General features: G+C 67.8%; 22 protein-coding genes. 12 read left to right on the top strand and 10 right to left on the bottom strand.

From position 1 onward, the window contains the following. Positions 1-12: 12 nt before the first annotated feature. Both FOA17_RS16410 and ilvC read right to left on the bottom strand, forming a co-directional pair. A complete protein-coding gene (locus FOA17_RS16410; protein ID WP_149142589.1) occupies positions 13-1,311 on the bottom strand; it encodes a DUF2254 domain-containing protein in 1,299 nt (432 codons plus the stop codon). Between the two features lie 111 nt (positions 1,312-1,422). Further along, complete coding sequence (gene ilvC / locus FOA17_RS16405) at positions 1,423-2,445, bottom strand: ketol-acid reductoisomerase (protein WP_149142588.1); 1,023 nt, start codon at positions 2,443-2,445, stop codon at positions 1,423-1,425. A gap of 128 nt (positions 2,446-2,573) precedes the next feature. Here ilvC and FOA17_RS16400 point away from each other — a divergent pair, with 128 nt between their 5' ends. Together FOA17_RS16400 and FOA17_RS16395 are read left to right on the top strand one after the other, a co-directional pair. Further along, the gene (locus FOA17_RS16400) at positions 2,574-3,032 is read left to right on the top strand and encodes an Lrp/AsnC family transcriptional regulator (protein WP_149142587.1); all 459 of its coding nucleotides are present in this window, start codon (positions 2,574-2,576) and stop codon (positions 3,030-3,032) included. Next, entirely contained in the window at positions 3,029-3,502 is a 474-nt protein-coding gene (locus FOA17_RS16395) for an Lrp/AsnC family transcriptional regulator (protein WP_149142586.1), read from the top strand. Before FOA17_RS16400 ends, FOA17_RS16395 begins: the two co-directional genes overlap by 4 nt. A gap of 139 nt (positions 3,503-3,641) precedes the next feature. Here the strand turns inward: FOA17_RS16395 and FOA17_RS16390 are convergent, their stop codons facing one another. The 3 genes from FOA17_RS16390 to FOA17_RS16380 all read right to left on the bottom strand — a co-directional run bounded on the left by FOA17_RS16390 (position 3,642) and on the right by FOA17_RS16380 (position 5,884). Further along, positions 3,642-4,832 carry a UbiH/UbiF family hydroxylase gene (locus FOA17_RS16390; protein WP_238991855.1) on the bottom strand — a complete coding sequence of 397 codons (1,191 nt, stop codon included), beginning with the start codon at positions 4,830-4,832 and terminating at the stop codon, positions 3,642-3,644. 81 nt (positions 4,833-4,913) lie between these two features. Further along, positions 4,914-5,153 carry a hypothetical protein gene (locus FOA17_RS16385; RefSeq protein WP_149142585.1) on the bottom strand — a complete coding sequence of 80 codons (240 nt, stop codon included), beginning with the start codon at positions 5,151-5,153 and terminating at the stop codon, positions 4,914-4,916. 83 nt (positions 5,154-5,236) lie between these two features. Further along, positions 5,237-5,884, bottom strand: a complete 648-nt coding sequence (locus FOA17_RS16380; RefSeq protein ID WP_149142584.1) for a pyrimidine 5'-nucleotidase — start codon at positions 5,882-5,884, stop codon at positions 5,237-5,239. A gap of 114 nt (positions 5,885-5,998) precedes the next feature. Here FOA17_RS16380 and FOA17_RS16375 point away from each other — a divergent pair, with 114 nt between their 5' ends. The 3 genes from FOA17_RS16375 (at position 5,999) to FOA17_RS16365 (ending at position 8,201) form a co-directional block, all read left to right on the top strand. Further along, positions 5,999-6,634 carry a GntR family transcriptional regulator gene (locus tag FOA17_RS16375; RefSeq protein WP_149142583.1) on the top strand — a complete coding sequence of 212 codons (636 nt, stop codon included), beginning with the start codon at positions 5,999-6,001 and terminating at the stop codon, positions 6,632-6,634. Positions 6,635-6,753: 119 nt separating this feature from the next. Beyond that, a complete protein-coding gene (locus FOA17_RS16370; protein WP_149142582.1) occupies positions 6,754-7,407 on the top strand; it encodes a rhodanese-like domain-containing protein in 654 nt (217 codons plus the stop codon). Beyond that, positions 7,404-8,201: a LysM peptidoglycan-binding domain-containing protein gene (locus FOA17_RS16365; RefSeq protein ID WP_149142581.1), complete on the top strand. Its 798-nt coding sequence runs from the start codon at positions 7,404-7,406 to the stop codon at positions 8,199-8,201. Before FOA17_RS16370 ends, FOA17_RS16365 begins: the two co-directional genes overlap by 4 nt. On the opposite strand, the gene moaA is transcribed toward FOA17_RS16365, so the two are convergent. Then, positions 8,198-9,196: a GTP 3',8-cyclase MoaA gene (moaA, locus tag FOA17_RS16360; RefSeq protein WP_149142580.1), complete on the bottom strand. Its 999-nt coding sequence runs from the start codon at positions 9,194-9,196 to the stop codon at positions 8,198-8,200. The two genes, FOA17_RS16365 and moaA, sit on opposite strands and share 4 nt — an antisense overlap. Before the next feature lie 112 nt (positions 9,197-9,308). On the opposite strand from moaA, the gene FOA17_RS16355 reads away from it, so the two are divergent. After that, the gene (locus FOA17_RS16355) at positions 9,309-9,818 is read left to right on the top strand and encodes a D-galactarate dehydratase (protein ID WP_238991854.1); all 510 of its coding nucleotides are present in this window, start codon (positions 9,309-9,311) and stop codon (positions 9,816-9,818) included. Between the two features lie 144 nt (positions 9,819-9,962). Here FOA17_RS16355 and FOA17_RS16350 read toward each other — a convergent pair whose 3' ends face one another. Then, on the bottom strand, positions 9,963-10,646 hold the full coding sequence (locus tag FOA17_RS16350; RefSeq protein WP_149142579.1) for a DNA alkylation repair protein: 684 nt from the start codon (positions 10,644-10,646) through the stop codon (positions 9,963-9,965). Between the two features lie 123 nt (positions 10,647-10,769). Between FOA17_RS16350 and FOA17_RS16345 the strand changes: the two genes are divergently transcribed. After that, complete coding sequence (locus FOA17_RS16345) at positions 10,770-11,204, top strand: hypothetical protein (RefSeq protein WP_149142578.1); 435 nt, start codon at positions 10,770-10,772, stop codon at positions 11,202-11,204. Between the two features lie 12 nt (positions 11,205-11,216). On the opposite strand, the gene FOA17_RS16340 is transcribed toward FOA17_RS16345, so the two are convergent. Continuing rightward, on the bottom strand, positions 11,217-11,909 hold the full coding sequence (locus tag FOA17_RS16340; protein ID WP_149142577.1) for an HAD-IA family hydrolase: 693 nt from the start codon (positions 11,907-11,909) through the stop codon (positions 11,217-11,219). Between the two features lie 612 nt (positions 11,910-12,521). Between FOA17_RS16340 and glmU the strand changes: the two genes are divergently transcribed. The 3 genes from glmU to FOA17_RS16325 are packed head-to-tail and all read left to right on the top strand — an operon-like array spanning position 12,522 to position 16,964. Next, a complete protein-coding gene (glmU, locus tag FOA17_RS16335; RefSeq protein WP_149142576.1) occupies positions 12,522-13,871 on the top strand; it encodes a bifunctional UDP-N-acetylglucosamine diphosphorylase/glucosamine-1-phosphate N-acetyltransferase GlmU in 1,350 nt (449 codons plus the stop codon). Positions 13,872-13,876: 5 nt separating this feature from the next. Further along, the gene (gene glmS / locus FOA17_RS16330) at positions 13,877-15,691 is read left to right on the top strand and encodes a glutamine--fructose-6-phosphate transaminase (isomerizing) (RefSeq protein ID WP_149142575.1); all 1,815 of its coding nucleotides are present in this window, start codon (positions 13,877-13,879) and stop codon (positions 15,689-15,691) included. Between the two features lie 49 nt (positions 15,692-15,740). Then, complete coding sequence (locus tag FOA17_RS16325; protein ID WP_149142574.1) at positions 15,741-16,964, top strand: DegT/DnrJ/EryC1/StrS family aminotransferase; 1,224 nt, start codon at positions 15,741-15,743, stop codon at positions 16,962-16,964. Between the two features lie 169 nt (positions 16,965-17,133). Here the strand turns inward: FOA17_RS16325 and FOA17_RS16320 are convergent, their stop codons facing one another. Continuing rightward, positions 17,134-17,592, bottom strand: coding sequence for a CreA family protein (locus tag FOA17_RS16320; RefSeq protein WP_149142573.1), 459 nt, complete (start codon positions 17,590-17,592; stop codon positions 17,134-17,136). 150 nt (positions 17,593-17,742) lie between these two features. Between FOA17_RS16320 and FOA17_RS16315 the strand changes: the two genes are divergently transcribed. Further along, positions 17,743-18,903 (top strand): isovaleryl-CoA dehydrogenase, encoded by a 1,161-nt coding sequence (locus FOA17_RS16315; protein ID WP_149142572.1) that lies wholly within the window; start codon positions 17,743-17,745, stop codon positions 18,901-18,903. Between the two features lie 68 nt (positions 18,904-18,971). Here FOA17_RS16315 and FOA17_RS16310 read toward each other — a convergent pair whose 3' ends face one another. Further along, positions 18,972-19,565, bottom strand: a complete 594-nt coding sequence (locus FOA17_RS16310) for an OmpW/AlkL family protein (RefSeq protein ID WP_149142571.1) — start codon at positions 19,563-19,565, stop codon at positions 18,972-18,974. Between the two features lie 188 nt (positions 19,566-19,753). Here FOA17_RS16310 and FOA17_RS16305 point away from each other — a divergent pair, with 188 nt between their 5' ends. Then, a complete protein-coding gene (locus FOA17_RS16305; protein WP_149142570.1) occupies positions 19,754-21,358 on the top strand; it encodes a carboxyl transferase domain-containing protein in 1,605 nt (534 codons plus the stop codon). Positions 21,359-21,435 lie beyond the last annotated feature (77 nt).

Below are 21,435 nucleotides of genomic sequence, written 5' to 3'. Positions count from 1 at the left end.
CGCGGCACCCGTTCAGGCGCGGCGCGGCCGGGCCTGAGCCACCGTGCCCGCAGGCAGATCGTGCAGCGCGCGGTTCAGCTCGCGCAGCACGGCGCGGTCTTCCTCCAGCGTCAGCGCCACTTCGGCCAGGGCCAGCGCGCGATCCGACTGGCGCAGCGCTGCGTCCCGGAACAGGCCGGGCGACAGCGCGGCCAGCCCCGCCAGCATCTTGTGCAGGCGGATCTGCACCTCCACCATCGCCGCGCCATCGCGACCGATCGAGGCAAAGGCATCGGTCATCAGATCGCTCAGCCGCAGCGGTGCGACGAAAAGGCGCGACCATTGCGCCGTCGCATCCTCGCGTTCGCGCCAATCGGTCAGGATGCGCATCTGGCGGCCCAGGATGTCAATCGCGGTGCCGGGATCATTGACCGCGGGTGACAGGGCGCGCGCGGCGATCTCGGTCAGGGTCAGCACGCCAAAGCGCGGATCCTGATCGAAGCTGCGGGTCGGCGCGATGACAAAGCGGCGCAGGATCTCGGGGGCCAGATCCTCGGGCAGGTCGCCAGGGCCCAGCAGATGCGCCACCGCCATGCCGGGATGGACAAAGGCCCCGGGCAGGACGGTGACCGCCAGATCGGTCTTGTGCGATTCCATCAGGGCATGAAGCGATTCCATGTCGATCATCTGCACATAGCCCGTGTCGCGCGGACGGATTGCCGGCCGCTGCGCCAGATCCTGCGCCAGACTGTCACTCAGCGGGTGACCGCCCAGATAGGGATGCGCCATGCGTTGCGCGAGCGCCTCGCGCGTGGCGGTTTCCACCCGGGCAATGGTATCGGTCAGGCGGCCGTAATCGGCCAGATGCCCGATCCAGCGCACCAGCTGGAACACCACCGCCGCCAGCACGGCCAGCGTGACCAGGAACAGGATGAACCGCCCGCGATCCTCGTAAATGCCGGTTTGCAGCCCGATCAGCCCCGAAAGCGAAAACAGGAAGGCGCCGACAAAGGTCGCCAGCACCCGCTGGGTCACCCGGTCATCCTTGAGCAGCGTGATGGCGCGCGGCGTGGCGCCGCTGGCCGTGGCGCCAAAGGCAGAGGTCATGATCGACAGCGAGAAAGTCGTGACCGCCAGCATGGAGGAGGCGAGGATTTCCAGGATCGTCGCCACCGCATCGGCCCCGATCTTGGCCGGCAGATCGGGCGGCACCAGCGGCTTCAGCGCCCAGGTCGCGATCGAGGTGGCGACGCCAAGCGCCGCATAGGCCGCGATCGGCACCCAGATGCGGCGCCGGAACTGCGACAGGTTCCATTTCCACAATGCGATCATCCGCCGCCCTCCCACGCCCGGGCAGGATAAGGCGGGATCGGCGGGGTTCAAGCCGTGAAAAATGCAAAGGGCCGGCTCGAGGCCGGCCCTTCCCGTCGCAAGGCGCGCGGATCAGTTGCGCGAACGGTCCACCATCTTGCCCTTGGAGATCCAGGGCATCATGGCGCGCAGCTTGGCACCGACCTGTTCGATCTGGTGTTCGTCGTTCAGGCGGCGGGTCGCCTTGAAGAAGGGCTGGCCGACGGCGTTTTCCTGCATGAAATCACGCACGAACTTGCCGCGTTGGATGTCTTCCAGCACTTCCTTCATGGCCTTCTTGGTCTGCTCGTAGGGCAGAATCCGCGGGCCGGTGACATATTCGCCGTATTCGGCGGTGTTCGAGATCGAATAGTTCATGTTGGCGATGCCGCCTTCGTAGATCAGGTCCACGATCAGCTTCACCTCGTGCAGGCATTCGAAATAGGCCATTTCCGGCGCATAGCCGGCTTCGACCAGGGTTTCAAAGCCGCAGCGGATCAGTTCGACCAGACCGCCGCACAGCACGGCCTGTTCGCCGAACAGGTCGGTCTCGCATTCCTCGCGGAAATTGGTCTCGATGATGCCCGAGCGGCCGCCACCGATGGCCGAGCAATAGCTCAGCGCGATGTCGAGCGCCTTGCCGGTCGCATCCTGATGCACGGCCACCAGGCAGGGCACGCCGCCGCCCTTGGTGTATTCGCCGCGCACGGTGTGGCCCGGGCCTTTCGGCGCCATCATGATGACGTCCACGCCTTCCGGCGCCTCGATCAGGCCGAAATGCACGTTCAGGCCATGGGCAAAGGCGATGGCCGAGCCAGGCTTGAGGTTGTCGCGGACGTATTTCTTGTAGGTCTCGGCCTGAAGCTCGTCGGGCATGGTGAACATGATCACGTCGCACCATTTGGCGGCTTCGGCGATTTCCATCACCTTCAGGCCTTCGCCTTCCGCCTTCTTGGCCGAGGCCGAGCCGGGACGCAGCGCGACCACGACATTCTTGGCGCCCGAATCGCGCAGGTTCAGCGCATGGGCATGGCCTTGCGAGCCGTAGCCCAGAATGGCGACCTTCTTGTCCTTGATCAGGTTCACATCGCAGTCGCGATCATAGTAAACGCGCATTTCGCGTCTCCTTTCGGTTAAACTGGGGGCAGAATACGGATCAGTGTCCGGCGTTCCGTGCATTGTTTGACGGTTTTCGATTTTTCTGCGAAAAATCATGCGCGAAATGCGAGTATGGTGAAATTGTCATGCAGATCGACGATACGGATCGCCGCCTGTTGCGGCATCTGCTGGCTGAACCCGACCTGGCGACGCCCGATCTGGCGGCGCGGGCCGGGGTCACCCAGGCGACCTGCTGGCGCCGGCTGGAGCGGCTGTCCGAACAGGGGGTGATCGCGGCGCGGCAGGCGGTGATCGACTGGCGCGCGCTCGGCTATGAGGTGGAGGTGAGCCTGCGCTTCACGCTCGACAAGACCAATCCGCGCGCCTTTGACGAATTTCTGGCCGCGGCGCGCGAGGTGCCCGAGGTGATCGGGATCGAGACCTTTCTGGGTCGCGTCGATGTGCGTCTGAACGTGATCGCGCGGGATATGGGCCATTACCAGCAGATTTACCGCGAACGCATCCTGACCCTGCCGCATATCGCCGATATCGAGGCGCTGATGCTGATTGCCACCATCAAGGAGAGCGCGGGGTTGCCGCTGTGATCGACCTGGACGATCTCGACCGTGCCTTTCTGCGCGATCTGGCGCAGGAGGGCACGCTGTCGGCAGGCGAGTTGGGCCGCCGCCACGGGCTGAGCCAGCCGGCCGCCTGGCGCCGGGTAAAGCGGCTGACCGAGGCGGGCATCCTGGCGGGGCAGCGGGTGCTGGTGGATCGTGCGGCGCTTGGTTTCGGGGTGACGGTGTTTCTGGGGGTGAAGCTTGCGACCAAGGGGCGGGTGAGCCTGGAGGATTTCGAGCGCGCGGTGACCGCGATCCCCGAGGTGCAGGTGGTGCAGCATGTGCTGGGCCTGTTCGACTATCGCCTGCGCGTCGTGGCGCGCGACATCGCGGATTTCGAGCGCGTCTTGCGGCGGCGGATCATGACGCTGCCCGGTGTGGGGCAGGTGGAGGCCAATGTGCTGTTGACCGAGGAGGCCCGGCCGGGCCCCCTGGGGGGGGCGTCGCAAGACTGAGTATTTGGACAAGGAGCAAGACAGCCGCGTCAGGCGGGGCGGCAAAACGGCGTGCCGTTTGGCCATTCCCGCGTCCGGCTTGCCCTTTGCTTCTTGCCCAAATACTCACGGCGCGACCGTGCCGCGTCGTGCGGTCGGGTCAGCGGACGCCGATCCCCGCCCGCATCAGGCCGCGCCGCAGCGTGGCGAGGGAATAGAGCGTGTCCAGCGTGGCTGCCCGCAGGTCGCGCAGTGGCTGGGCGCCGATCTGCGAGGCCCGGTTCAGCAGGTCGATCCCGCGCACGCGGGTCTGCACGTCGAGATGGCGCTTGCGGTGATAGGCATCCAGCATGGCCGGCGTGCCGAGGGTGCTTTCGGTGGCGAGGTCGAGCAGGGCGGTGAGGTCGGCGAGGCTCATGTTCAGGCCCTGGGCGCCGATGGGCGGCATGACATGGGCGGCCTCGGCCATCAGGGCGGTGCGTTCGCCGGCCATGCGCGCGGCGATCTGGGCGATGATCGGCCAGGCGGTGAGGCGGCTGATCCGGGTCAGCGGCCCCAGCAGGTCGCAGGAGCGGGCCTGCATCTCGGCGGTGAAGTCGGGGTCGGACAGCGACAGGCGGCGGTCGATTTCGGCCGCGTGGTCCATCCAGACCACGGCGGAGCAGGGCATCCCGTCGCGATCGGGCAGTGGCACAAAGGTGAAAGGCCCTCCGGAGCGGTGGATCTCGGTCGAGACATTCTCATGCGGAATCGGGTGGCTGACCGCGAAGGCGAGGGCTTTTTGCCCGTAGCGCAGGGTTTTCACCGGAATGCCGAGCGCGTTGCGCACCAGGCTGTCGCGGCCATCGGCGCCGATCAGCAGTCGCGCCGACAGGCGGCGGCCGTCTGACAGGGTCACCAGCGCCTCGGAGGCGCGGGTCAGCACGGCGGCGGTGGCGATGCCGGGCAGGAAGGTCACATTGGGCAATTCGGCGATGCGGGCCAGCATCTCGCGGCGCAGCAGCCAGTTGGGCAGGTTCCAGCCAAAGGGTTTGTCGCTCAGGTCGGCAGCGTCGAAATCCTTGATGACGCGGGGGGTGGGTTCTGGCCCGCCGGCATCGACGATGCGCATGATCCGGAGCGGTGCGGCATGGGGTTCAAGCCGCGCCCAGAGGCCCGCGCGGTCCAGCACCGGGATCGAGGGGTGCAGGAAGGCGGTGGTGCGCAGGTCCGATCCGCTGGCCTCTTCGGCCGTGACGGGCGGGTTCGGCTCCACGCAGATCACGCGAAACCCGGTGGCGCCAAAGGCGCAGGCGGCGGCAAGGCCCGCGACCCCGCCGCCGGAGATCAGGATGTCGGTCATGTCGCGCATCGTTCGCTCCGCTGCTTTGCCTTACCTAGATAGGGCAAAGCGGCGGGGGCGTCCACGCGACCGCTTGTCAGATCGCGTGGTTCAGCCGCGGGTGATGGCGATCAGCAGCGCGAAATAGACCGGCACCAGTGCAACGGCGGTCAGCGACAATGCGACAAGGCCCCAGGTCATGACGGCCAGCGTCAGCAGGGTCACGAAGATCGTCAGCAGGTAGAAGACGACATTCACGTCGCGGGCGATGTCGCGGGCGATGAAGCCGATCAGGGGCAGGGCGGCAAAGCCCGTCGGGCGGGGGGCAAGCGGGGTCGTGAGGCTGGTCATGGCATGTCTCTCCTGTTCGCGGGGCCGTTATGGCGGCGGCGAAAAGGCGAATCCAGAATGCATCTTGTCGCAGGCTTAGCCGGTCAGCCGGTCAGCCGGGCGAGGAAGGCCGCCAGATCGTCGGTATGGTGATGCACATGCGGCGCCGGTTGCGGAGTGGGGGCGACATGCACGGTGCGCATCCCCATCTCATGCGGGGCGGCAAGGTTGCGGGCGTCATCCTCGAACATCGCGGCGGTATCGGGCGCCAGGCCATCGGCGGCAAAGACGGTTTCAAAGGCCGCGCGGTCGGGCTTGGGACGAAAGCCCGCATGTTCCACGCCATAGACCGCGTCGAACAGGCCCGTCAGGCCGCGCGCCGCCAGCACCTTTTCGGCATAGGGGCGGGTGGCATTGGTATAGACGATGCGCCGCCCGGGCAGTGCCGCGATGCCGGCGGCAAGCTGCGCATCGGGGGCCAGCACGCCAAAGTCGATCTCATGCACCTCGTGCAGGTAGCCATGCGGATCGACGCCATGTTCGGCCATCAGGCCCGCCAGCGTGGTGCCATAGAGATCCCAATAATGCTGGCGCAGGCGGTTGGCCTCGGGCTGCTCAACACCCAGCTCGCGCATGACCCAGGCGGTCATGCGGATCTCGATCTGGTCAAAGAGCCGCATCGCCGGCGGATAAAGCGTGTTGTCCAGATCGAAGACCCAGGTCCGGACGTGAGAGAAGTCTTGTGCCACCATGCCGCAGGGCTAGCGCAAAGCCCGGGCGCGGGCAATGGTGCGCGCGTGGCGCGACGCTCTTGTCAGGGCGGGGGACGGCGCTTAGGGTCGGCGCGGGAAAGACAGGAAGGTTCCGTGCAGAAAGACGCCTATACGCTGATCCTGGAGGCCATCGAGGCCGGGGTCTACAAGCCGGGCGACCGGCTGGTCGAATCGGAACTGGCCGAACGGCTGGGCGTGTCGCGCACCCCGGTGCGCGAGGCGCTGCAACGGCTGGAGACGCAATCCATGCTGTCGCGCGACGGGCGCAGCCTGATCGTCGCCTCGCTCGATCACAACCAGTTGGCCGAGCTTTATACCGTGCGCACGGAACTGGAGGGGCTGGCCGCGCGGCTGGCCGCCCGCCACGCGACCGAGGAGGAGATCCGCGTGTTGCGCATCATGGCCGAGGAGGATCGCGCGCTTCTGGGGGGGGATCCGCGGGCGCTGAGCCGGGCGAACAAGCGGTTCCACAAGCAGATCCATCTGGCCAGCCACAACCGTTTCCTGGTGCAGCAGCTTGATCTGGTGCATCGGTCGATGGCCTTGATGGCCAATACATCCTTCGCGGCCGAGGGGCGCGACGAAGTGGCGCTGGCGGAACATGAGGCGATCGTGGCGGCGATTGCCGCGCGCGATGGCGACGCGGCCTATACTGCCTTGCGGGCGCATATTTCCAAGGCATTCGAGACGCGGCTGCGGGTCGAGGCGGGTGAGCTGAAGCTGCGCTGATCGCGCGGGGCGAGAGCCAAAAAAATCATACGGAACCGCAATATATAGGCGATTTTTACGTCCCGCCACGATAGGATGCGGCGGGTGTTGGGTTAAGGGCGTTTGGTGGGGGTGTGTTCATGGCGGGCAGGACGGGGCTTCTGTGGCTTTGCGCCATGGGTCTTGGGATCTGTGCGACGGCGGCAAATGCCGAAGGCAACCGCCTGACGGTCGATCTGGCCGGGGTGCAGCTCTCGGTCAATGGCCAGCGCTATGACATCGCGCGCAGCGCCGATCCGCAGGCGCGGCTGAGCGGCGATTTCGCCAAGGTGGCGCGGCAATGCCCGCCTTTCTGTCTGCAACCCATGCAGGCGCTGCCGGGGGTGCAGACGCTGGGCGAACTGGAGCTTCTGGCCTTCATGCAGGGGCCGCTGACTACGGGCGAGGGGGCGCTGATCGACGCGCGATTGCCTGACTGGTTCGACAAGGGCAGCATCCCTTCGGCGGTCAATGTGCCCTTCACCACGCTGGCGCCGGCCAATCCGTTCCGCAACGATATCCTTGTCGCGCTTGGCGCGCGGCCGCTGGGCGGGGCGGCCTTCGATTTCAGCGCCGCGCTCGATCTGGTGGTGTTCTGCAATGGCGCCTGGAGCGATCAGGCCCTGCGCGCGCTGACCGCGCTGCGCGAGGCGGGCTATCCGGCGGAGAAGCTGCGTTATTACCGTGGCGGCATGCAGGATTGGGTCATGCTGGGTCTGACGCAAAGCGCCCCGGCGGGGGGCAGCGGCGGATGATCCGGCTGGCGCTGATCTATCTGGCCATCGTCGTGGTCATCGCCGGCATCTTTACCGGCGCTCCTTGGGTGTTTCTGGGCCGGGGCAGCGAGGCGGTGACGCTGTTGCCCGACGGGCCGGAGCCGCTGGCGGTGCTGCGGGGTGACGGGCAGGCGGGATCGGCGGCCGACCGGCTGCTGGACAGCCTGCCGGAGGCCGCCGGGGCGGCGGTGCCCGCGCCGGTGCTGCGGCCCGAAGGGGCGGGGCTGGAACAGACCACCGCCACCATCCTGCGCGATCTGGCGCTGCTCAAGGCGGGCGATCCCGAACAGGTGGCGTTGCAGCGCATGTCCTCGGGCGCGATCGAGGCGCTGAACGGCCTGCGCGGGCAGGCCGCCGCCCCGGTCACGCTGGAGGGGCTGGTGGCGCAGGCCCTGCGCGAGGGGCAGACCGATGCCTATATCGACGCTCTGGTGAACGAGGCCGCCGGCGCCGGGCGCATCTCGGTGCCCGAGGGGCTGATGACGGCGGGCGGCAAGGTCGATACGGCGGTGCTGCTGGCCGCGCTCTTGCGCGAGGCGCAGGCGGCGGCGCGCAACACGCCCGCACAGGTCGCCCCGCCGCCCGAGGCGACGGCGCAGGGCCAGACCTATATCGTGCGCGAAGGCGACAGTCTGGGCGCCATCGCGCTGCATTTCTACGGCAGCATGGCGCTCTATCCGGTGATCCTGAAGGCCAATGCCGACCGCCTTGCCGGCCCTGACCGGCTGACGCGCGGGCAGGAATTGCGCATCCCCGCCCTCGGGGCGCCCTAGCCGCCGGTATGGCTCATGTGGCGCGAGATCTGGCCGGCGACGCGCTGGCGGGAATAGTCGAAATCATGGCCCTTGGGCTTGCGCGCGATGGCGGCGCGGATCGCGGTTTTCAGCACGGCCGGGTCGTCGCTGGCGCGCAGCACGCCGCGCAGGTCGCTGGCCTGTTCCTGGCCCAGACAGGGGAACAATTCGCCGGTGCAGGTCAGCCGCACCCGGTTGCAGCTTTCGCAGAAATTATGGGTCAGCGGCGTGATGAGGCCGATCTTCTGCCCGGTTTCCTCCAGCCGCAGATAGCGCGCGGGGCCGCCTGTGCGTTCGTCCAGATCGGTCAGGGTGAAACGCGCGGCCAGCCGGGCGCGCAGGTCGGTCAGCGGCCAGTATTGGTCCAGCCGATCCGCCATGTCGCCCATCGGCATGACCTCGATGAAGGTCAGGTCATGGCCTTCGCGCGCGCACCAGTCGGTCAGGGTGAACAGTTCTTCCTCGTTCACGCCTTTCAAGGCGACGGCGTTGATCTTGATCCGCAGCCCGGCGGCACGGGCGGCGGCGATGCCCTCCAGCACCTGATCCAGCCGGCCCCAGCGGGTGATCGCGGCGAATTTCGCCGGATCCAGCGTGTCGAGCGAGACATTGACCCGCCGCACCCCGCACGCCGCCAGATCATCGGCAAACCGCGCAAGCTGGCTGCCATTGGTGGTCAGCGTCAGTTCGTCCAGCGCGCCGCTCTCCAGATGCCGCGCCATCGCCTGAAAGAAGGTCAGGATGCCGCGCCGCACCAGCGGCTCGCCCCCGGTCACGCGCAACTTGCGCAGCCCCAGCCCGATAAAGGCGGAACAGAGCCGGTCCAGCTCCTCCAGCGTCAGAAGGTCGGCCTTGGGCAGAAAGGTCATGTGTTCCGCCATGCAATAGGTGCAGCGGAAGTCGCAGCGATCGGTGACCGAGACCCGCAGGTATCGGATGGCACGGGCGAAGGGGTCGATCAACGGCGCGGTCATGGGGCGGACCCTACGCCCTGCGGCGAAACCCGGCAAGACCCGGCACCGACAGTTGATCGGCCGCGAGCGTCTGGGTAGGCTTGGGCAAGGACCACAGGCAAGGGGGTGCAGGATGCAGGTGCAGGTCATGATGCGGCTGACGGGGGCAGGGGTGCTGGCGCTGGCACTGGCGGGATGCGCGGGCGGGCTGCCCTTTGGTCGGGGCGGTGCGGCCGCCCCCGCGCCGCAGAACAGCCCGGTGCCGCCCGCCGACCCCGCCCCGCAGGTCAGCCTGCCGGAACTGGCCGCGCCGCCGCCGCGCCCCGGCGCCCGCACCGCCGAAACGCTGGACACCACCACGCCTGAGCAGCGCGCCGCCGCCACCGCGACGCCCGCCCCCGCCGCCGAGGCCGCCCTGGGCCGGGTATCGGTGACATTGGGCGACCCGACCGCGCCGGGGTTCTGGCTGAAGTCCGGGCTTGTCTCCTCGGTGCGGCCGGGCCTCGTCAAGACCACAGGTGGCCAGACCGTGCAGGTGGAACTGCAACCCGGCGACGGGGCGGCGCAATTGTCGCTGGCGGCGTTCCGCGCGCTTGGCCTGTCGCTGACCGATCTGCCCGAGGTGGAGGTTTTCGGCCGTTAGGGCCCGCCCGCCGAACGGTGTCTCTCCATGGTCCCGGGGCCTGATGTCCCCGGCGCTGCCCGGCACGCCTTGGGGCATTTGCCGGCGGTGCGAGGGTGCGCATCGGCCGCTTTCCCGGCGGGCCTGGCAGGCGGTTTCGCGCGATCAGGCGGGCAGGTGCAGCGCGGCTTCCCGGCGGGCAAAGGGCTTCATCGCCGCGCCGTGATCGGCCAGAAAGGCGCGCACGCGCGGCGCGTCATGTTTCGACAGGTCACGCAGCCACCAGCCGACCGCCTTCTGGATGAACCATTCCGGGTCGGTCACATAGGTCGCCGCCCAGCCCAGCACCCGCTCGCGCGCGGCCGTCTCGTCGGGTTTGGGGAAGTTCAGCTTGGCCAGCGGCAGGGTGATGACCAGGGCCGCGCGGCGGGTCCAGAAACTGTCGGCGCGGGTCCAGGCCTCGACCGTATCCAGCCGGGAAAGATCGGCCATCAGCCGCTTTTCCCCGGCCTTGCAGGCGTGATCGGCAATCGCCCAGGCGTCGAAATCGGGCACCCAGCCGGCGATGGTCTGCCAGACCGCCTCGTCGGGGCGCAACCGCGCCTGGGTCAGCAGTTTCGCGGCGGCGACGCGGGCCTCGTGAATATCGCTTTGCCACAGCGCCTGCGCCAAGGCCGCGCGCTGATCGGGGTCGCCCCCTTCGCGCCAGGATTTCGCCAGCGCGTCGATCTCGGGCACGGTGACGCCCAGATAGCGGCGCGGCGCCTTGTGATAGGCCGCCATCTCGGCCGCCTTCTCGGGCTGGGCAAGGGCCTCAAGCGCCGCAAGCGCCGCGTCGGGGGAAATCATGGGCGAATGCTCCGTGCTGATGCCCCTCTCTAGCAAGGTGGCGGGCAAAGGCCAACCGGGTCGCTTGACCGGCGCGGGGCGGGCGTGACAGGCTGGGCGCGCGGGATCGGGAGGAGGGCACCGATGGGCCTGCGCGGCATGTTGTGGATCGGTCTTTCCCTGCTGGCCTCAGCCGGCCCCGCGCTGGCGCAGGGTGGGGCCGCGCCGGATGCGGTGATCCTGTCCAATGGCGGGGCGTTCGGCGGCGGGTCGTCGCTGGTGGTGACCGCCGATGACCGCGCGACGATGACGACCTATGGCCCCTTTGACGACAAGGCGCAGCCGCATGTCCGCAGGCTCCGCCCCGGCACCTATCGCAAGCTGCGCGACCATATCCGCGCGCATCCGATTCCGCGCGCGCGCCTGCCCGCGCCCGATGCGCTGGCCTGCCCGGATTACGGCGCCGACAGCATCATCCTGCGCGAAAAGGGGCGCGAGCGCGGCTATGTGACCACCTGCCCGAATGAGGCGATCAGCGCGCTGGACGCCCGATTGCGGGCCTTGATCGCGCAAGAATAGCGGCGCGCGCCCCTAGCCCAGCAGCCGGGCCGCCAGTGCGGGCAGGTCGGCATAGCGGTGCAGCATCGCCTCGGGCGCAAGCCGCGCGATGCCGGGGCCTTCGGGGCCGAAGCTGACCAGCACGCAGGGCACGCCGGCGGCGGCGGCGGTCTTGCGGTCGGTTTCGGTATCCCCGATCAGGATCGACCGCGCGGGGTCGCCGCCGGCCCCGCGCGCGGCGGCCAGAAAGGGCGCCGGGTCGGGCTTTCTGACCGGCAGCGTATCGGCGCCGATCAGGCTGCCGAACAGGCCGCGCACTCCCAGCCGGGTCACCAGCGTCTCGGCCAGGCCCTCGGGTTTGTTGGTGCAGATGGCGGTGGCGTAGCCGGCGGCGCGCAAGGCCTCCACCGCCTCGGCCGCGCCGGGATAGAGCCTGGTATGGGTGTCGATCCCCTCGGCATAGGCCGCAAGCAGCACGGGATATTGCGCATCCACCGCCGCCTCGTCGCCGCCGCCCAGCCGCGAAAAGCCCAGCCGCAGCATGGCCCGGCCGCCGTGAAAGGCGGTCAGCGCATCGGCCACGGGGTCGAGAAGGTCACCATGGCCGAGGCCGCGAAAACAGGCATTCGCCGCCGCGATCAGATCGGCCGAGGTATCGGCCAGCGTGCCGTCCAGATCAAAGACCACCACGGGCCGACCGCCCGTTGCCGCCGCTTGCTGTGCCATGCCTGTCTCCTGCCCCTGTCGCTGCGCCCAAGGCTTAGCCGCGCGCCCGGGGCGGCACAATGGCGAAGGCGGATGTTGTCGCCCGGGGGGCTTTGGGTCACGGGCGCGGGATGTGCCGCTCAGATTTCGGTGCAAAGCCCGAAATCGAGACCCAGAGCTCCCCCCCCGGGCTTCGGCGCGGTTTTTGAAATCGTCGGTGCAGAAGATCGTTCCGGTCACCTCATCGGCCCAGAGGCTCCGCCCCGTGGCGGTGGCGGTGGCGGCATGGACGATCCTTTGCACGGGATAGGTCGCCGAAAGCCGGATCGAGGTCTAGTCCAGATGCGGCCAGATATGCGCGCCGATATGATGGGCCGCGACCAGAGATATATCGACGCGATAAATTGTCATACGCTTGCACGAACCGACAACGCGGCACGACACGCATCATGCCGCGAAGAATGTCAGTCCACTGTCCCCACAGGTTGACCACCATGAATTGCCCGGCCCGCAGCGAAAGGCAACAGGGCAAGGCGCGCGCTGAAACCTGCCGAAAGGATGTGTGATGCCGCCCCCGCTTGCGCCGGGCGCGCAGGGGGTTAAAACGGGCGCAGTTTTTGCGGAAGGGGTGTCATGCCTGTATTCTTGGTCATTCTGGCGGCGGGCCAGGGGACGCGGATGAATTCGGACCTGCCGAAGGTTCTGCACAAGGTGGCCGGGGTTCCGCTTCTGCATCATGCGATGCAGGCCGGGGCCGCGCTGTCGCCCGGCAAGGTCGTGGTCGTCGCCGGCCATGGCGCCGAGGCCGTGATCCGCGCTGCCCGCGACTTTGACCCCGATTGCGAAGTTGTGGTGCAGGCAGAGCAACTGGGCACCGCCCATGCCGTCGGTCAGGCGCGCGCCGCGCTGGCGGGGCTGACGGGCGATTGCGTCGTGCTTTATGGCGACACGCCCTTCATCCGCCCCGAGACGCTGGAGGCGATGCTGGCCGCGCGGTCGCGCCACGCGGTTGTCGTGCTGGGATTCGAGGCGCGCGACCCCGGGCGCTATGGCCGTCTGGTCGCGCAGGGCGAGGCGCTCGACCGTATCGTCGAATTCAAGGATGCGACCCCGGCCGAACGTGATCTGACGCTGTGCAATTCCGGTGTAGTCTGCGCCGATGCCGCCACGCTGTTCGACCTGATCGACGCCGTGGGCACCCAGAACGCGGCGGGCGAATATTACCTGACCGATATCGTGGCGATTGCCCGGTCGCGCGGCCTGTCCGCCGGCGTGGTGATCTGCCCCGAGGCCGAGACGCTGGGCGTGAACACGCGGCAGCAACTGGCCGAGGCCGAGGCCGCCTTTCAGACCCGCGCCCGGGCCGAGGCGCTGGAAAATGGCGTGACGATGACCGCGCCGGAAACGGTGTTCTTCGCGCTTGATACCGTGGTGGGGCGCGATGCGATCCTTGGGCCGAACGTGATCTTCGGCCCCGGCGTCACCATCGAAAGCGGCGCCGAGATCAAGGCCTTTTGCCATCTTGAGGGTTGCCATGTCTCGCGCGGGGCCGATGTCGGGCCGTTCGCCCGGCTGCGCCCCGGGGCGGAACTGGCCGAGGATGTGCATGTCGGCAATTTCGTCGAAATCAAGAACGCCATCCTTGATGAGGGCGTGAAGGTCGGCCACCTGACCTATCTGGGCGATGCCGATGTGGGCGAACGCACCAATATCGGCGCAGGCACGGTGACCTGCAATTACGACGGGGTGATGAAGCACCGCACCGTGATCGGCAAACGCGCCTTCATCGGGTCCGACACCATGCTGGTGGCGCCGGTCCGGGTGGGCGACGATGCGATGACCGGCTCAGGCTCTGTCATCACCGAGGATGTGCCGGCCGAGGCCATCGCGCTTGGCCGGGCGAAACAGGTGGTCAAGCCGGGCCTTGCCACGGTGTTTTTCGACCGGCTGCGCGCCATCAAGGCGCAAAAGGCAAAGGGGTAAGCGGCATGTGCGGGATCGTCGGGGTTCTGGGGCGCAATCAGGTGGCCCCGCTTCTGGTCGAGGCGCTGAAGCGGCTGGAATATCGCGGCTATGACAGCGCCGGCATCGCCACGGTGAATGACGGGCGGCTGGATCGCCGCCGCGCCGTGGGCAAACTGGTGAACCTGTCGGATCTGCTGGTGCATGAGCCGCTGGCGGGCCGCGCCGGCATCGGACATACCCGCTGGGCCACCCATGGTGCGGCGACCGTGGCCAATGCGCATCCGCATCGCGCGGGCGGGGTCGCGGTCGTCCATAACGGCATCATCGAGAATTTCCGCGACCTGCGCGCCGAACTGACCGCCGCCGGCTACAGCTTTGAATCCGAGACCGATACCGAAACCGTCGCGCTCTTGATGCGGCAAGAGCGCGATGCCGGCAAGGATGCGCGCGCCGCCACCGCCGCCGTTCTGGCCCGGCTGCATGGTGCCTTCGCGCTGTGTTTCCTGTTCGAGGGCGAGGACGATCTGATGATCTGCGCCCGCAAGGGCAGCCCGCTTGCCATCGGTCATGGCGAGGGCGAGATGTTCGTCGGCTCCGACGCCATCGCGCTGGCGCCGATGACCGACCGCATCACCTATCTGGAGGAAGGCGACTGGGCGGTGATCACCCGTCAGGGCGCCGAGATCTTTGACGCCGAAGGCCGCCGCGCCAATCGCGCCATGACCCGCATCCAGATCGACGCGACGCGCATCGAAAAGGCCGGGCACAAGCATTTCATGGCCAAGGAAATCGCCGAACAGCCGGTGGTGCTGGCCGATGCGCTGCGCCATTACACCGCCGGCGACGCGCTGAACCTGCCGGCCGATCTGGATTTTCGTGCGGTGGAGCGGCTGACGCTGGTCGCCTGCGGCACCGCGCATTACGCCTGTCACGTCGCGAAATACTGGTTCGAAAGCCTGGCGGGCCTGCCCTGCGACATCGACATCGCCTCGGAGTTCCGCTATCGCGAACCGCCCTTGTCGGACAAGGGCTGGGCGCTGTTCGTCAGCCAGTCGGGCGAAACCGCCGATACGCTGGCGGCGCTGCGCTATGCCCGGGAACGGGTCGCGCGCATCCTCTCGGTGGTGAATGTGCCGACCTCCTCCATCGCGCGGGAAAGCGATCTGGCGCTGCCGATCCTGGCCGGGGTCGAGGTGGGCGTGGCCTCCACCAAGGCCTTCACCTGCCAATTGGCGGTGCTGGCGCTGCTCGCGCTCAAGGCCGCGCAGGATCGCGGGCGGCTGGATGCGGCGGGCGTCGCCGCGCATCTGGCGGAATTCCGGCTGCTGCCGGGGCTGATGAACCACGCGCTCACCCTCGCCCCCGAGATCGAGGCGCTGTCGGAACATCTGGCCGAGGCGCAGGACGTGCTGTTTCTGGGGCGCGGGCCGATGTATCCGCTGGCCCTGGAAGGGGCGCTGAAGCTCAAGGAAATCAGCTATATCCACGCCGAGGGCTATGCCAGCGGCGAGCTGAAGCACGGGCCGATCGCGCTGATCGACAATCGCGTGCCGGTCATCGTCATGGCCCCGCGCGACGGGCTGTTCGATAAGACCGTCTCCAACATGCAAGAGGTGATGGCGCGGCATGGCAAGGTGCTGCTGATCTCTGACGCGACCGGCATCGCCGAGGCGGGGCAGGACTGCTGGGAAACCCTGACCCTGCCCGAGGCCCCGGCGCTGCTGGCGCCGATCCTCTATGCCATTCCCGCGCAGCTCCTCGCCTATCATACCGCCATCGCCAAGGGCACCGATGTGGACCAGCCCCGCAACCTTGCGAAATCCGTGACGGTGGAGTGAGACGCGCCCCGGCGTTGACAGCCGCGCGGCGCGGGTGCAGAGGTCGGGGATGGAATGTTTCACCGGCAGCTTCACCCAGCAGGAACCGATCCCCGAGGCCGCCATCGCGGCCGCGCTGCGGGTGATGCAGTCGGGGCGCCTGCACCGCTACAACACCGCCCCCGGCGAGATCGCCGAAGCCGCGCTGCTGGAGGAGGAATTCGCCGCCGCGACCGGAGCGCGCTATTGCCTCGCCGTGGCCTCGGGCGGCTATGCGCTGGCGACCGCGCTGCGGGCGGTCGGGGTGCGGCCCGGCGACCGGGTGCTGACCAATGCCTTCACGCTGGCCCCGGTGCCGGGGGCCATCGCCTCGGTGGGGGCGGTGCCGGTCTTTGTCGGCGTGACCGAGGGGCTGGTGATCGACCTCGATGATCTGGCTGCCCGGGCCGAGGGCGCGCGGGTGCTGATGCTGAGCCATATGCGCGGGCATGTCTGCGACATGGCGGCGCTGATGCGTGTGTGCGAGGCGCGGGGCATCATGGTGATCGAGGATTGCGCGCATACGATGGGCGCGGCCTGGCAGGGCCGCCTGACCGGCCGTTGGGGGGCGATCGGCTGTTTCTCGACCCAGACCTACAAGCACATGAATTCGGGCGAGGGGGGATTGCTGATCAGCGACGATCCCGGGCTGATGGCGCGGGCGGTGCTGCTGTCGGGCAGCTATATGCTCTATGATCGCCACCGCGCCGCGCCGCCGCCCGAGGCTTTTGCCGATCTGCGGCTGACCACGCCCAATATCTCGGGGCGGATGGACAATCTGCGCGCGGCGATCCTGCGGCCGCAACTGGCCGACCTGCCGCGCCAATGCGCGCGCTGGAACGAACGCTACCGCGTGGTCGAGGCGGGGCTGGCCGCGACGCCGGGCCTGACGGTGATCGACCGGCCTGCGGCCGAGGGGTTCGTGGCCTCGTCCTTCCAGTTCCTGCTGCTCGACTGGGCGCCGGCGGCGATCCGCGCGGTGCTGGCGCGCTGCGCGGCGCGGGGGGTGGAACTGAAATGGTTCGGCGCGGCAGAGCCCGCGGGCTTTACCAGCCGCTACGCGAACTGGGCCTATGCGCCCTCGGCGCCCATGCCCGCCACCGACCGAATCCTGCACGGCATCCTGGACATGCGCCTGCCGCTGACCTTCAGCCTGGAGGATTGCGCCCAGATCGCGCGCATCATCCGGGCCGAGGTCTCGGCCGTGTTTCAGGGCGATACCAGCGCCCCCGATCTGACCGCCCGCGCCGATTGACCCCGTGCCGGGGGCTTTGCGCCCCCACGGCTCCTGCGGAGCCTCCCCCGCAGGATATTTGAAAACAGATGAAAGACCGGACCCGCGGCTTTTCATCTGTTCAAAAATATCCTCGGGGGTGAATTGAGCCGCAGGCTCAAGAGGGGGCAGACAGCCCCCTTCGCCTGGCTCAGGGTTTCGGGCCGAGGGGCACGACCGAGAGCGACATCTTGCCCGAGCCTTGGGTCAGTTCGCTGGCATGGGCGAGGTAGATCAGGGCGTTGTTCTTTGCGTCATAGATCCGCGTCAGCTTCAGCGCCTTGAAGATCAGCGAGCGGCTTGCGCTGAACACCTCCTCGCCGTCGCGGCCCTTGTCTATATTGCCCAGCGTGATCGGGCCGGTCTGGGTGCAATCGACGGCGGAATAGCTGGGATCCTCGAACCAGTTGCCCTGGCTCAGCCGGTCGATCAGCGAGCGGTCGAAATAGGCGAGGTGGCAGGTCACGCCCTGCACCTTGGGGTCGGCGATGGCCTCGATGACGATATCGTTGCCGACCCAGTCCACCCCCACCTGCCCGACCTCCTCGGCCTCGGTCGGGGCGGCGAGGAGCAGCGCGACGAAGGGGGCAAGCAGCAGCGATCGGGGCATCGGGGTGTCCTTTCTGGTGGACCCGAGGTGGGGGTCGCGGGGGCAACGCGCAAGAGTGACGTAGCGTTCCGTCGTGCGGCGGTGGAAAGGCTTGACGCGACTCGGGTTCCGGCTTTAATTGAACACATGTTCATTTCCTGGGAGGGGACCATGTTCACATCGCCGATGCGCTTTGATCTGGGTGAGGATGTCGCGGCGCTGCGCGACATGGTGCATCGCTGGGCGCAGGAGCGGGTGAAGCCGATCGCCGCGCAGGTGGATCGCGACAACGTCTTTCCGGCCGAGCTGTGGCGCGAGATGGGCGAGCTGGGTCTGCTGGGCATCACCGTGTCCGAGGAATATGGCGGGGCGGGGATGGGCTATCTGGCCCATGTGATCGCCACCGAGGAAATCGCCCGGGCCTCGGCCTCGATCAGCCTGTCTTATGGCGCGCATTCCAACCTGTGCGTCAACCAGATGAAGCTGAACGGCAGCGCCGAGCAGAAGGCGAAATACCTGCCGGGTCTGGTCTCGGGCGAGCGGGTGGGCGCGTTGGCGATGAGCGAACCGGGCGCCGGGTCCGACGTGGTGTCGATGAAGCTGCGGGCGGAGAAGCGGAATGGCTATTACGTTCTGAACGGCAGCAAATACTGGATCACCAATGGCCCGGATGCCGATACGCTGATCGTCTATGCCAAGACCGATCCCGAGGCCGGGCCGAAGGGCATCACCGCCTTCATCGTCGAGCGCGGCTTCAAGGGCTTTTCGACCTCTGTGCATTTCGACAAGCTGGGGATGCGCGGGTCAAACACGGGCGAGTTGATCTTCGAGAATTGCGAAGTGCCGTTCGAGAATGTGCTGGGGCAGGAAGGCAAGGGCGTGCGCGTGCTGATGTCGGGTCTCGACTTCGAGCGCGTGGTGCTGTCGGGCATCGGCACCGGCATCATCGCCGCCTGTCTGGACGAGGTGCTGCCCTATGCGCGCGAACGTCAGCAATTCGGCCAGCCGATCGGGAATTTCCAGCTGATGCAGGCCAAGATCGCCGACATGTATGTGGCGCTGAATTCGGCCCGGGCCTATGTGTACGAGGCCGCGCGGGCCTGCGACCGGGGCGAGGTCACGCGCGCCGATGCGGCGGGTTGCGTGCTGTACGCCAGCGAACAGGCCATGGTGCAGGCGCATCAGGCGGTGCAGGCGCTTGGCGGGGCGGGGTTCCTGAATGACAGCGTGGTCAGCCGGCTGTTCCGTGACGCCAAGCTGATGGAGATCGGCGCCGGCACCAGCGAGATCCGCCGCATGCTGATCGGTCGCGAGCTGATGGCGCAGGGATGACCCGCGGCATGGAAAAAGGGTGTGGTGAGACGCCACACCCTTCCGCACCTTTCCGACCGGGGGTCGGGTCAGAACTTCATGACATAGGACACGCCCGCGACCAGCGGATCGACCTCGACCCGGCCGACCTTGGCGCCGTTCAGCTTCACGTCGCTGTCGATGTCGATATAGCGCAGGTCCATGCGCAGCGCGCCCTTTTCGCTCAGCGCGTAATCCACGCCCAGATGCGCGGCCAGGCCCCAGCTGTTGTCGATCTTCAGATCGCCCAGCGGCGAGCGGTCCTGGAAGAACAGCGTGGAGTTCACGCCGAGGCCGACAAAGGGCGTCAGCGCGCCGCCGGTCGGGAAGTGGTAATTGAGCGAGAGCGTGGGCGGCAGATGCTTGGTCACGCCCGCCTTGGCGCCGCCGACATTGATATCATGCTTGAAGGGCAGCGCGGCCAGCAACTCGATCCCCAGATTGTCGCGGATGAAGTATTCGAAGGTCACGGTCGGCCGGGCATTGCCGTCGATCGTGGTGGTGCCGCCGGCGACGATGCCATTGTCGGATTTCGGGTTCACAAAGCCCAGGCCCAGGCCCAGCGTCATCTCGCCCGCCGATTGGGCAAGGGCGGGGGCGCCCAGGGTGACAGCGGCCAGACAGGCAAGTGCAAGGGTTTTCATCGGTCTTCTCTCAGGTTGATTGCGGGCCGAGACTGGCCCCCGATCCGCCGGGGCGGCCTTGATGTGAATCAAATCGCGCCGGTTTCGGCCTGCGGCATTCTGGCGCGCAAGGCATTGAAAAATATGGAAAACATGAATTGCCCGCGCCGGTTTTCCGGCCGGGCCCCGATCAAGGGCAGGGCTTTGGCATGAAACTTGTCTCTCGCATCCTTACCGGCTCCGACGGCTTCAGGGCCAATCGCGCCGCGCATCTGGGCATGCTGGATACCGTGGCGCAGGCGGCTGCCCTTGCGGCGGCCGGGGGCGGCGACAAGGCGATGGCGCGGCATGTGGCCCGCGGCAAGATGGCGCCGCGCGACCGGGTGGCGGGCTTGCTCGACCCCGGATCGCCCTTTCTGGAGGTGGGCGCAACGGCCGCGCATGGGCTTTATGACGGGGCCGCGCCTTGTGCCGGGGTGATCGCCGGCATCGGGCGGGTGCATGGGCAAGAGGTGATGGTCGTGTGCAACGACGCCACCGTGAAGGGCGGCACCTATTACCCGATGACGGTGAAAAAGCACCTCCGCGCGCAGGAGATCGCCGAGGAATGCGCGCTGCCCTGCATCTATCTGGTCGATAGCGGCGGCGCCAACCTGCCCAATCAGGATGAGGTGTTTCCCGACCGCGACCATTTCGGCCGCATCTTCTATAATCAGGCCCGGATGAGCGCCAAGGGCATCCCGCAGATCGCCGTGGTGATGGGGTCTTGCACGGCCGGTGGCGCCTACGTGCCGGCGATGTCGGATGTGACGATCATCGTCAAGGAACAGGGCACGATCTTTCTCGCCGGCCCGCCGCTGGTCAAGGCCGCGACGGGCGAGGTGGTCAGCGCCGAGGATCTGGGCGGCGGCGATGTGCATACCCGCCTGTCGGGCGTCGCCGATTATCTGGCCGAGGATGACGCGCATGCGCTGGCGCTCGCCCGCCGCGCGGTCAGCCATCTGAACCGGGCGAAACCCGCCACCGTGCAATGGCAGGCGGTCGAGGCCCCGGACTATGACCCCGAGGAAATCCTGGGCGTCGTGCCGGGCGACCTGCGCACGCCCTATGACATCCGCGAGGTCATCGCCCGGGTGGTGGACGGCTCGCGCTTCGATGAATTCAAGCCGCGCTTCGGCGAAACCATCGTCACCGGCTTTGCGCATGTGATGGGCTGCCCGGTCGGCATCGTCGCGAATAACGGCGTGCTGTTTTCCGAAGCCGCGCAAAAGGCCGCGCATTTCGTCGAACTGTGCAGCCAGCGCGGCATCCCGCTGGTCTTCCTGCAAAACATCACCGGCTTCATGGTCGGCCGGAAATATGAAAACGAGGGCATCGCCCGCCACGGCGCCAAGATGGTGACGGCGGTGGCGACGACGAATGTGCCCAAGATCACCATGCTGGTGGGCGGCTCGTTCGGCGCCGGCAATTATGGCATGGCAGGTCGCGCCTATCAGCCGCGTTTCCTCTGGACCTGGCCGAACAGCCGCATCTCGGTCATGGGCGGCGAACAGGCGGCCGGCGTGCTGGCCACCGTCAAGCGCGACGGGATCGAACGCGCCGGCGGCTCCTGGTCGCCCGAGGAGGAGGCCGAATTCAAGCGCCCCACGATCGAGATGTTCGACCGGCAGAGCCACCCGCTCTATGCCTCCGCGCGCCTGTGGGACGATGGCATCATCGACCCCCGCCGCACCCGCGAGGTGCTGTTCCTCTCGCTTTCCGCCGCGCTGAATGCCCCGGTGGAACCGACACGCTTCGGCGTGTTCCGCATGTGATGGCGATGCGCCCGGCGCCTCGCCCCAGACCCCGCGCGCCGCTGCGCCCCCTTGCCGGGCGGGCCTGCGCGCGGCAT

This window comes from Gemmobacter caeruleus, assembly GCF_008271655.1.
GTDB lineage: Bacteria > Pseudomonadota > Alphaproteobacteria > Rhodobacterales > Rhodobacteraceae > Gemmobacter > Gemmobacter caeruleus.
The sequence above is the reverse complement of the archived record's forward strand: the minus strand, read 5'-3'. Positions and strand labels throughout refer to the sequence as shown.

Excerpts from the sequence above, each read along its gene's own strand:
- FOA17_RS16410 (WP_149142589.1), bottom strand. The coding sequence starts at position 1,311 with ATGATCGCATTGTGGAAATGGAACCTGTCGCAGTTCCGGCGCCGCATC.
- ilvC (WP_149142588.1), bottom strand. The coding sequence starts at position 2,445 with ATGCGCGTTTACTATGATCGCGACTGCGATGTGAACCTGATCAAGGAC.
- FOA17_RS16400 (WP_149142587.1), top strand. The coding sequence starts at position 2,574 with ATGCAGATCGACGATACGGATCGCCGCCTGTTGCGGCATCTGCTGGCT.
- FOA17_RS16390 (WP_238991855.1), bottom strand. The coding sequence starts at position 4,832 with ATGCGCGACATGACCGACATCCTGATCTCCGGCGGCGGGGTCGCGGGC.
- FOA17_RS16385 (WP_149142585.1), bottom strand. The coding sequence starts at position 5,153 with ATGACCAGCCTCACGACCCCGCTTGCCCCCCGCCCGACGGGCTTTGCC.
- FOA17_RS16380 (WP_149142584.1), bottom strand. The coding sequence starts at position 5,884 with ATGGTGGCACAAGACTTCTCTCACGTCCGGACCTGGGTCTTCGATCTG.
- FOA17_RS16370 (WP_149142582.1), top strand. The coding sequence starts at position 6,754 with ATGGCGGGCAGGACGGGGCTTCTGTGGCTTTGCGCCATGGGTCTTGGG.
- FOA17_RS16365 (WP_149142581.1), top strand. The coding sequence starts at position 7,404 with ATGATCCGGCTGGCGCTGATCTATCTGGCCATCGTCGTGGTCATCGCC.
- moaA (WP_149142580.1), bottom strand. The coding sequence starts at position 9,196 with ATGACCGCGCCGTTGATCGACCCCTTCGCCCGTGCCATCCGATACCTG.
- FOA17_RS16355 (WP_238991854.1), top strand. The coding sequence starts at position 9,309 with ATGCAGGTGCAGGTCATGATGCGGCTGACGGGGGCAGGGGTGCTGGCG.
- FOA17_RS16350 (WP_149142579.1), bottom strand. The coding sequence starts at position 10,646 with ATGATTTCCCCCGACGCGGCGCTTGCGGCGCTTGAGGCCCTTGCCCAG.
- FOA17_RS16345 (WP_149142578.1), top strand. The coding sequence starts at position 10,770 with ATGGGCCTGCGCGGCATGTTGTGGATCGGTCTTTCCCTGCTGGCCTCA.
- FOA17_RS16340 (WP_149142577.1), bottom strand. The coding sequence starts at position 11,909 with ATGGCACAGCAAGCGGCGGCAACGGGCGGTCGGCCCGTGGTGGTCTTT.
- glmU (WP_149142576.1), top strand. The coding sequence starts at position 12,522 with ATGCCTGTATTCTTGGTCATTCTGGCGGCGGGCCAGGGGACGCGGATG.
- glmS (WP_149142575.1), top strand. The coding sequence starts at position 13,877 with ATGTGCGGGATCGTCGGGGTTCTGGGGCGCAATCAGGTGGCCCCGCTT.
- FOA17_RS16325 (WP_149142574.1), top strand. The coding sequence starts at position 15,741 with ATGGAATGTTTCACCGGCAGCTTCACCCAGCAGGAACCGATCCCCGAG.
- FOA17_RS16320 (WP_149142573.1), bottom strand. The coding sequence starts at position 17,592 with ATGCCCCGATCGCTGCTGCTTGCCCCCTTCGTCGCGCTGCTCCTCGCC.
- FOA17_RS16315 (WP_149142572.1), top strand. The coding sequence starts at position 17,743 with ATGTTCACATCGCCGATGCGCTTTGATCTGGGTGAGGATGTCGCGGCG.
- FOA17_RS16310 (WP_149142571.1), bottom strand. The coding sequence starts at position 19,565 with ATGAAAACCCTTGCACTTGCCTGTCTGGCCGCTGTCACCCTGGGCGCC.
- FOA17_RS16305 (WP_149142570.1), top strand. The coding sequence starts at position 19,754 with ATGAAACTTGTCTCTCGCATCCTTACCGGCTCCGACGGCTTCAGGGCC.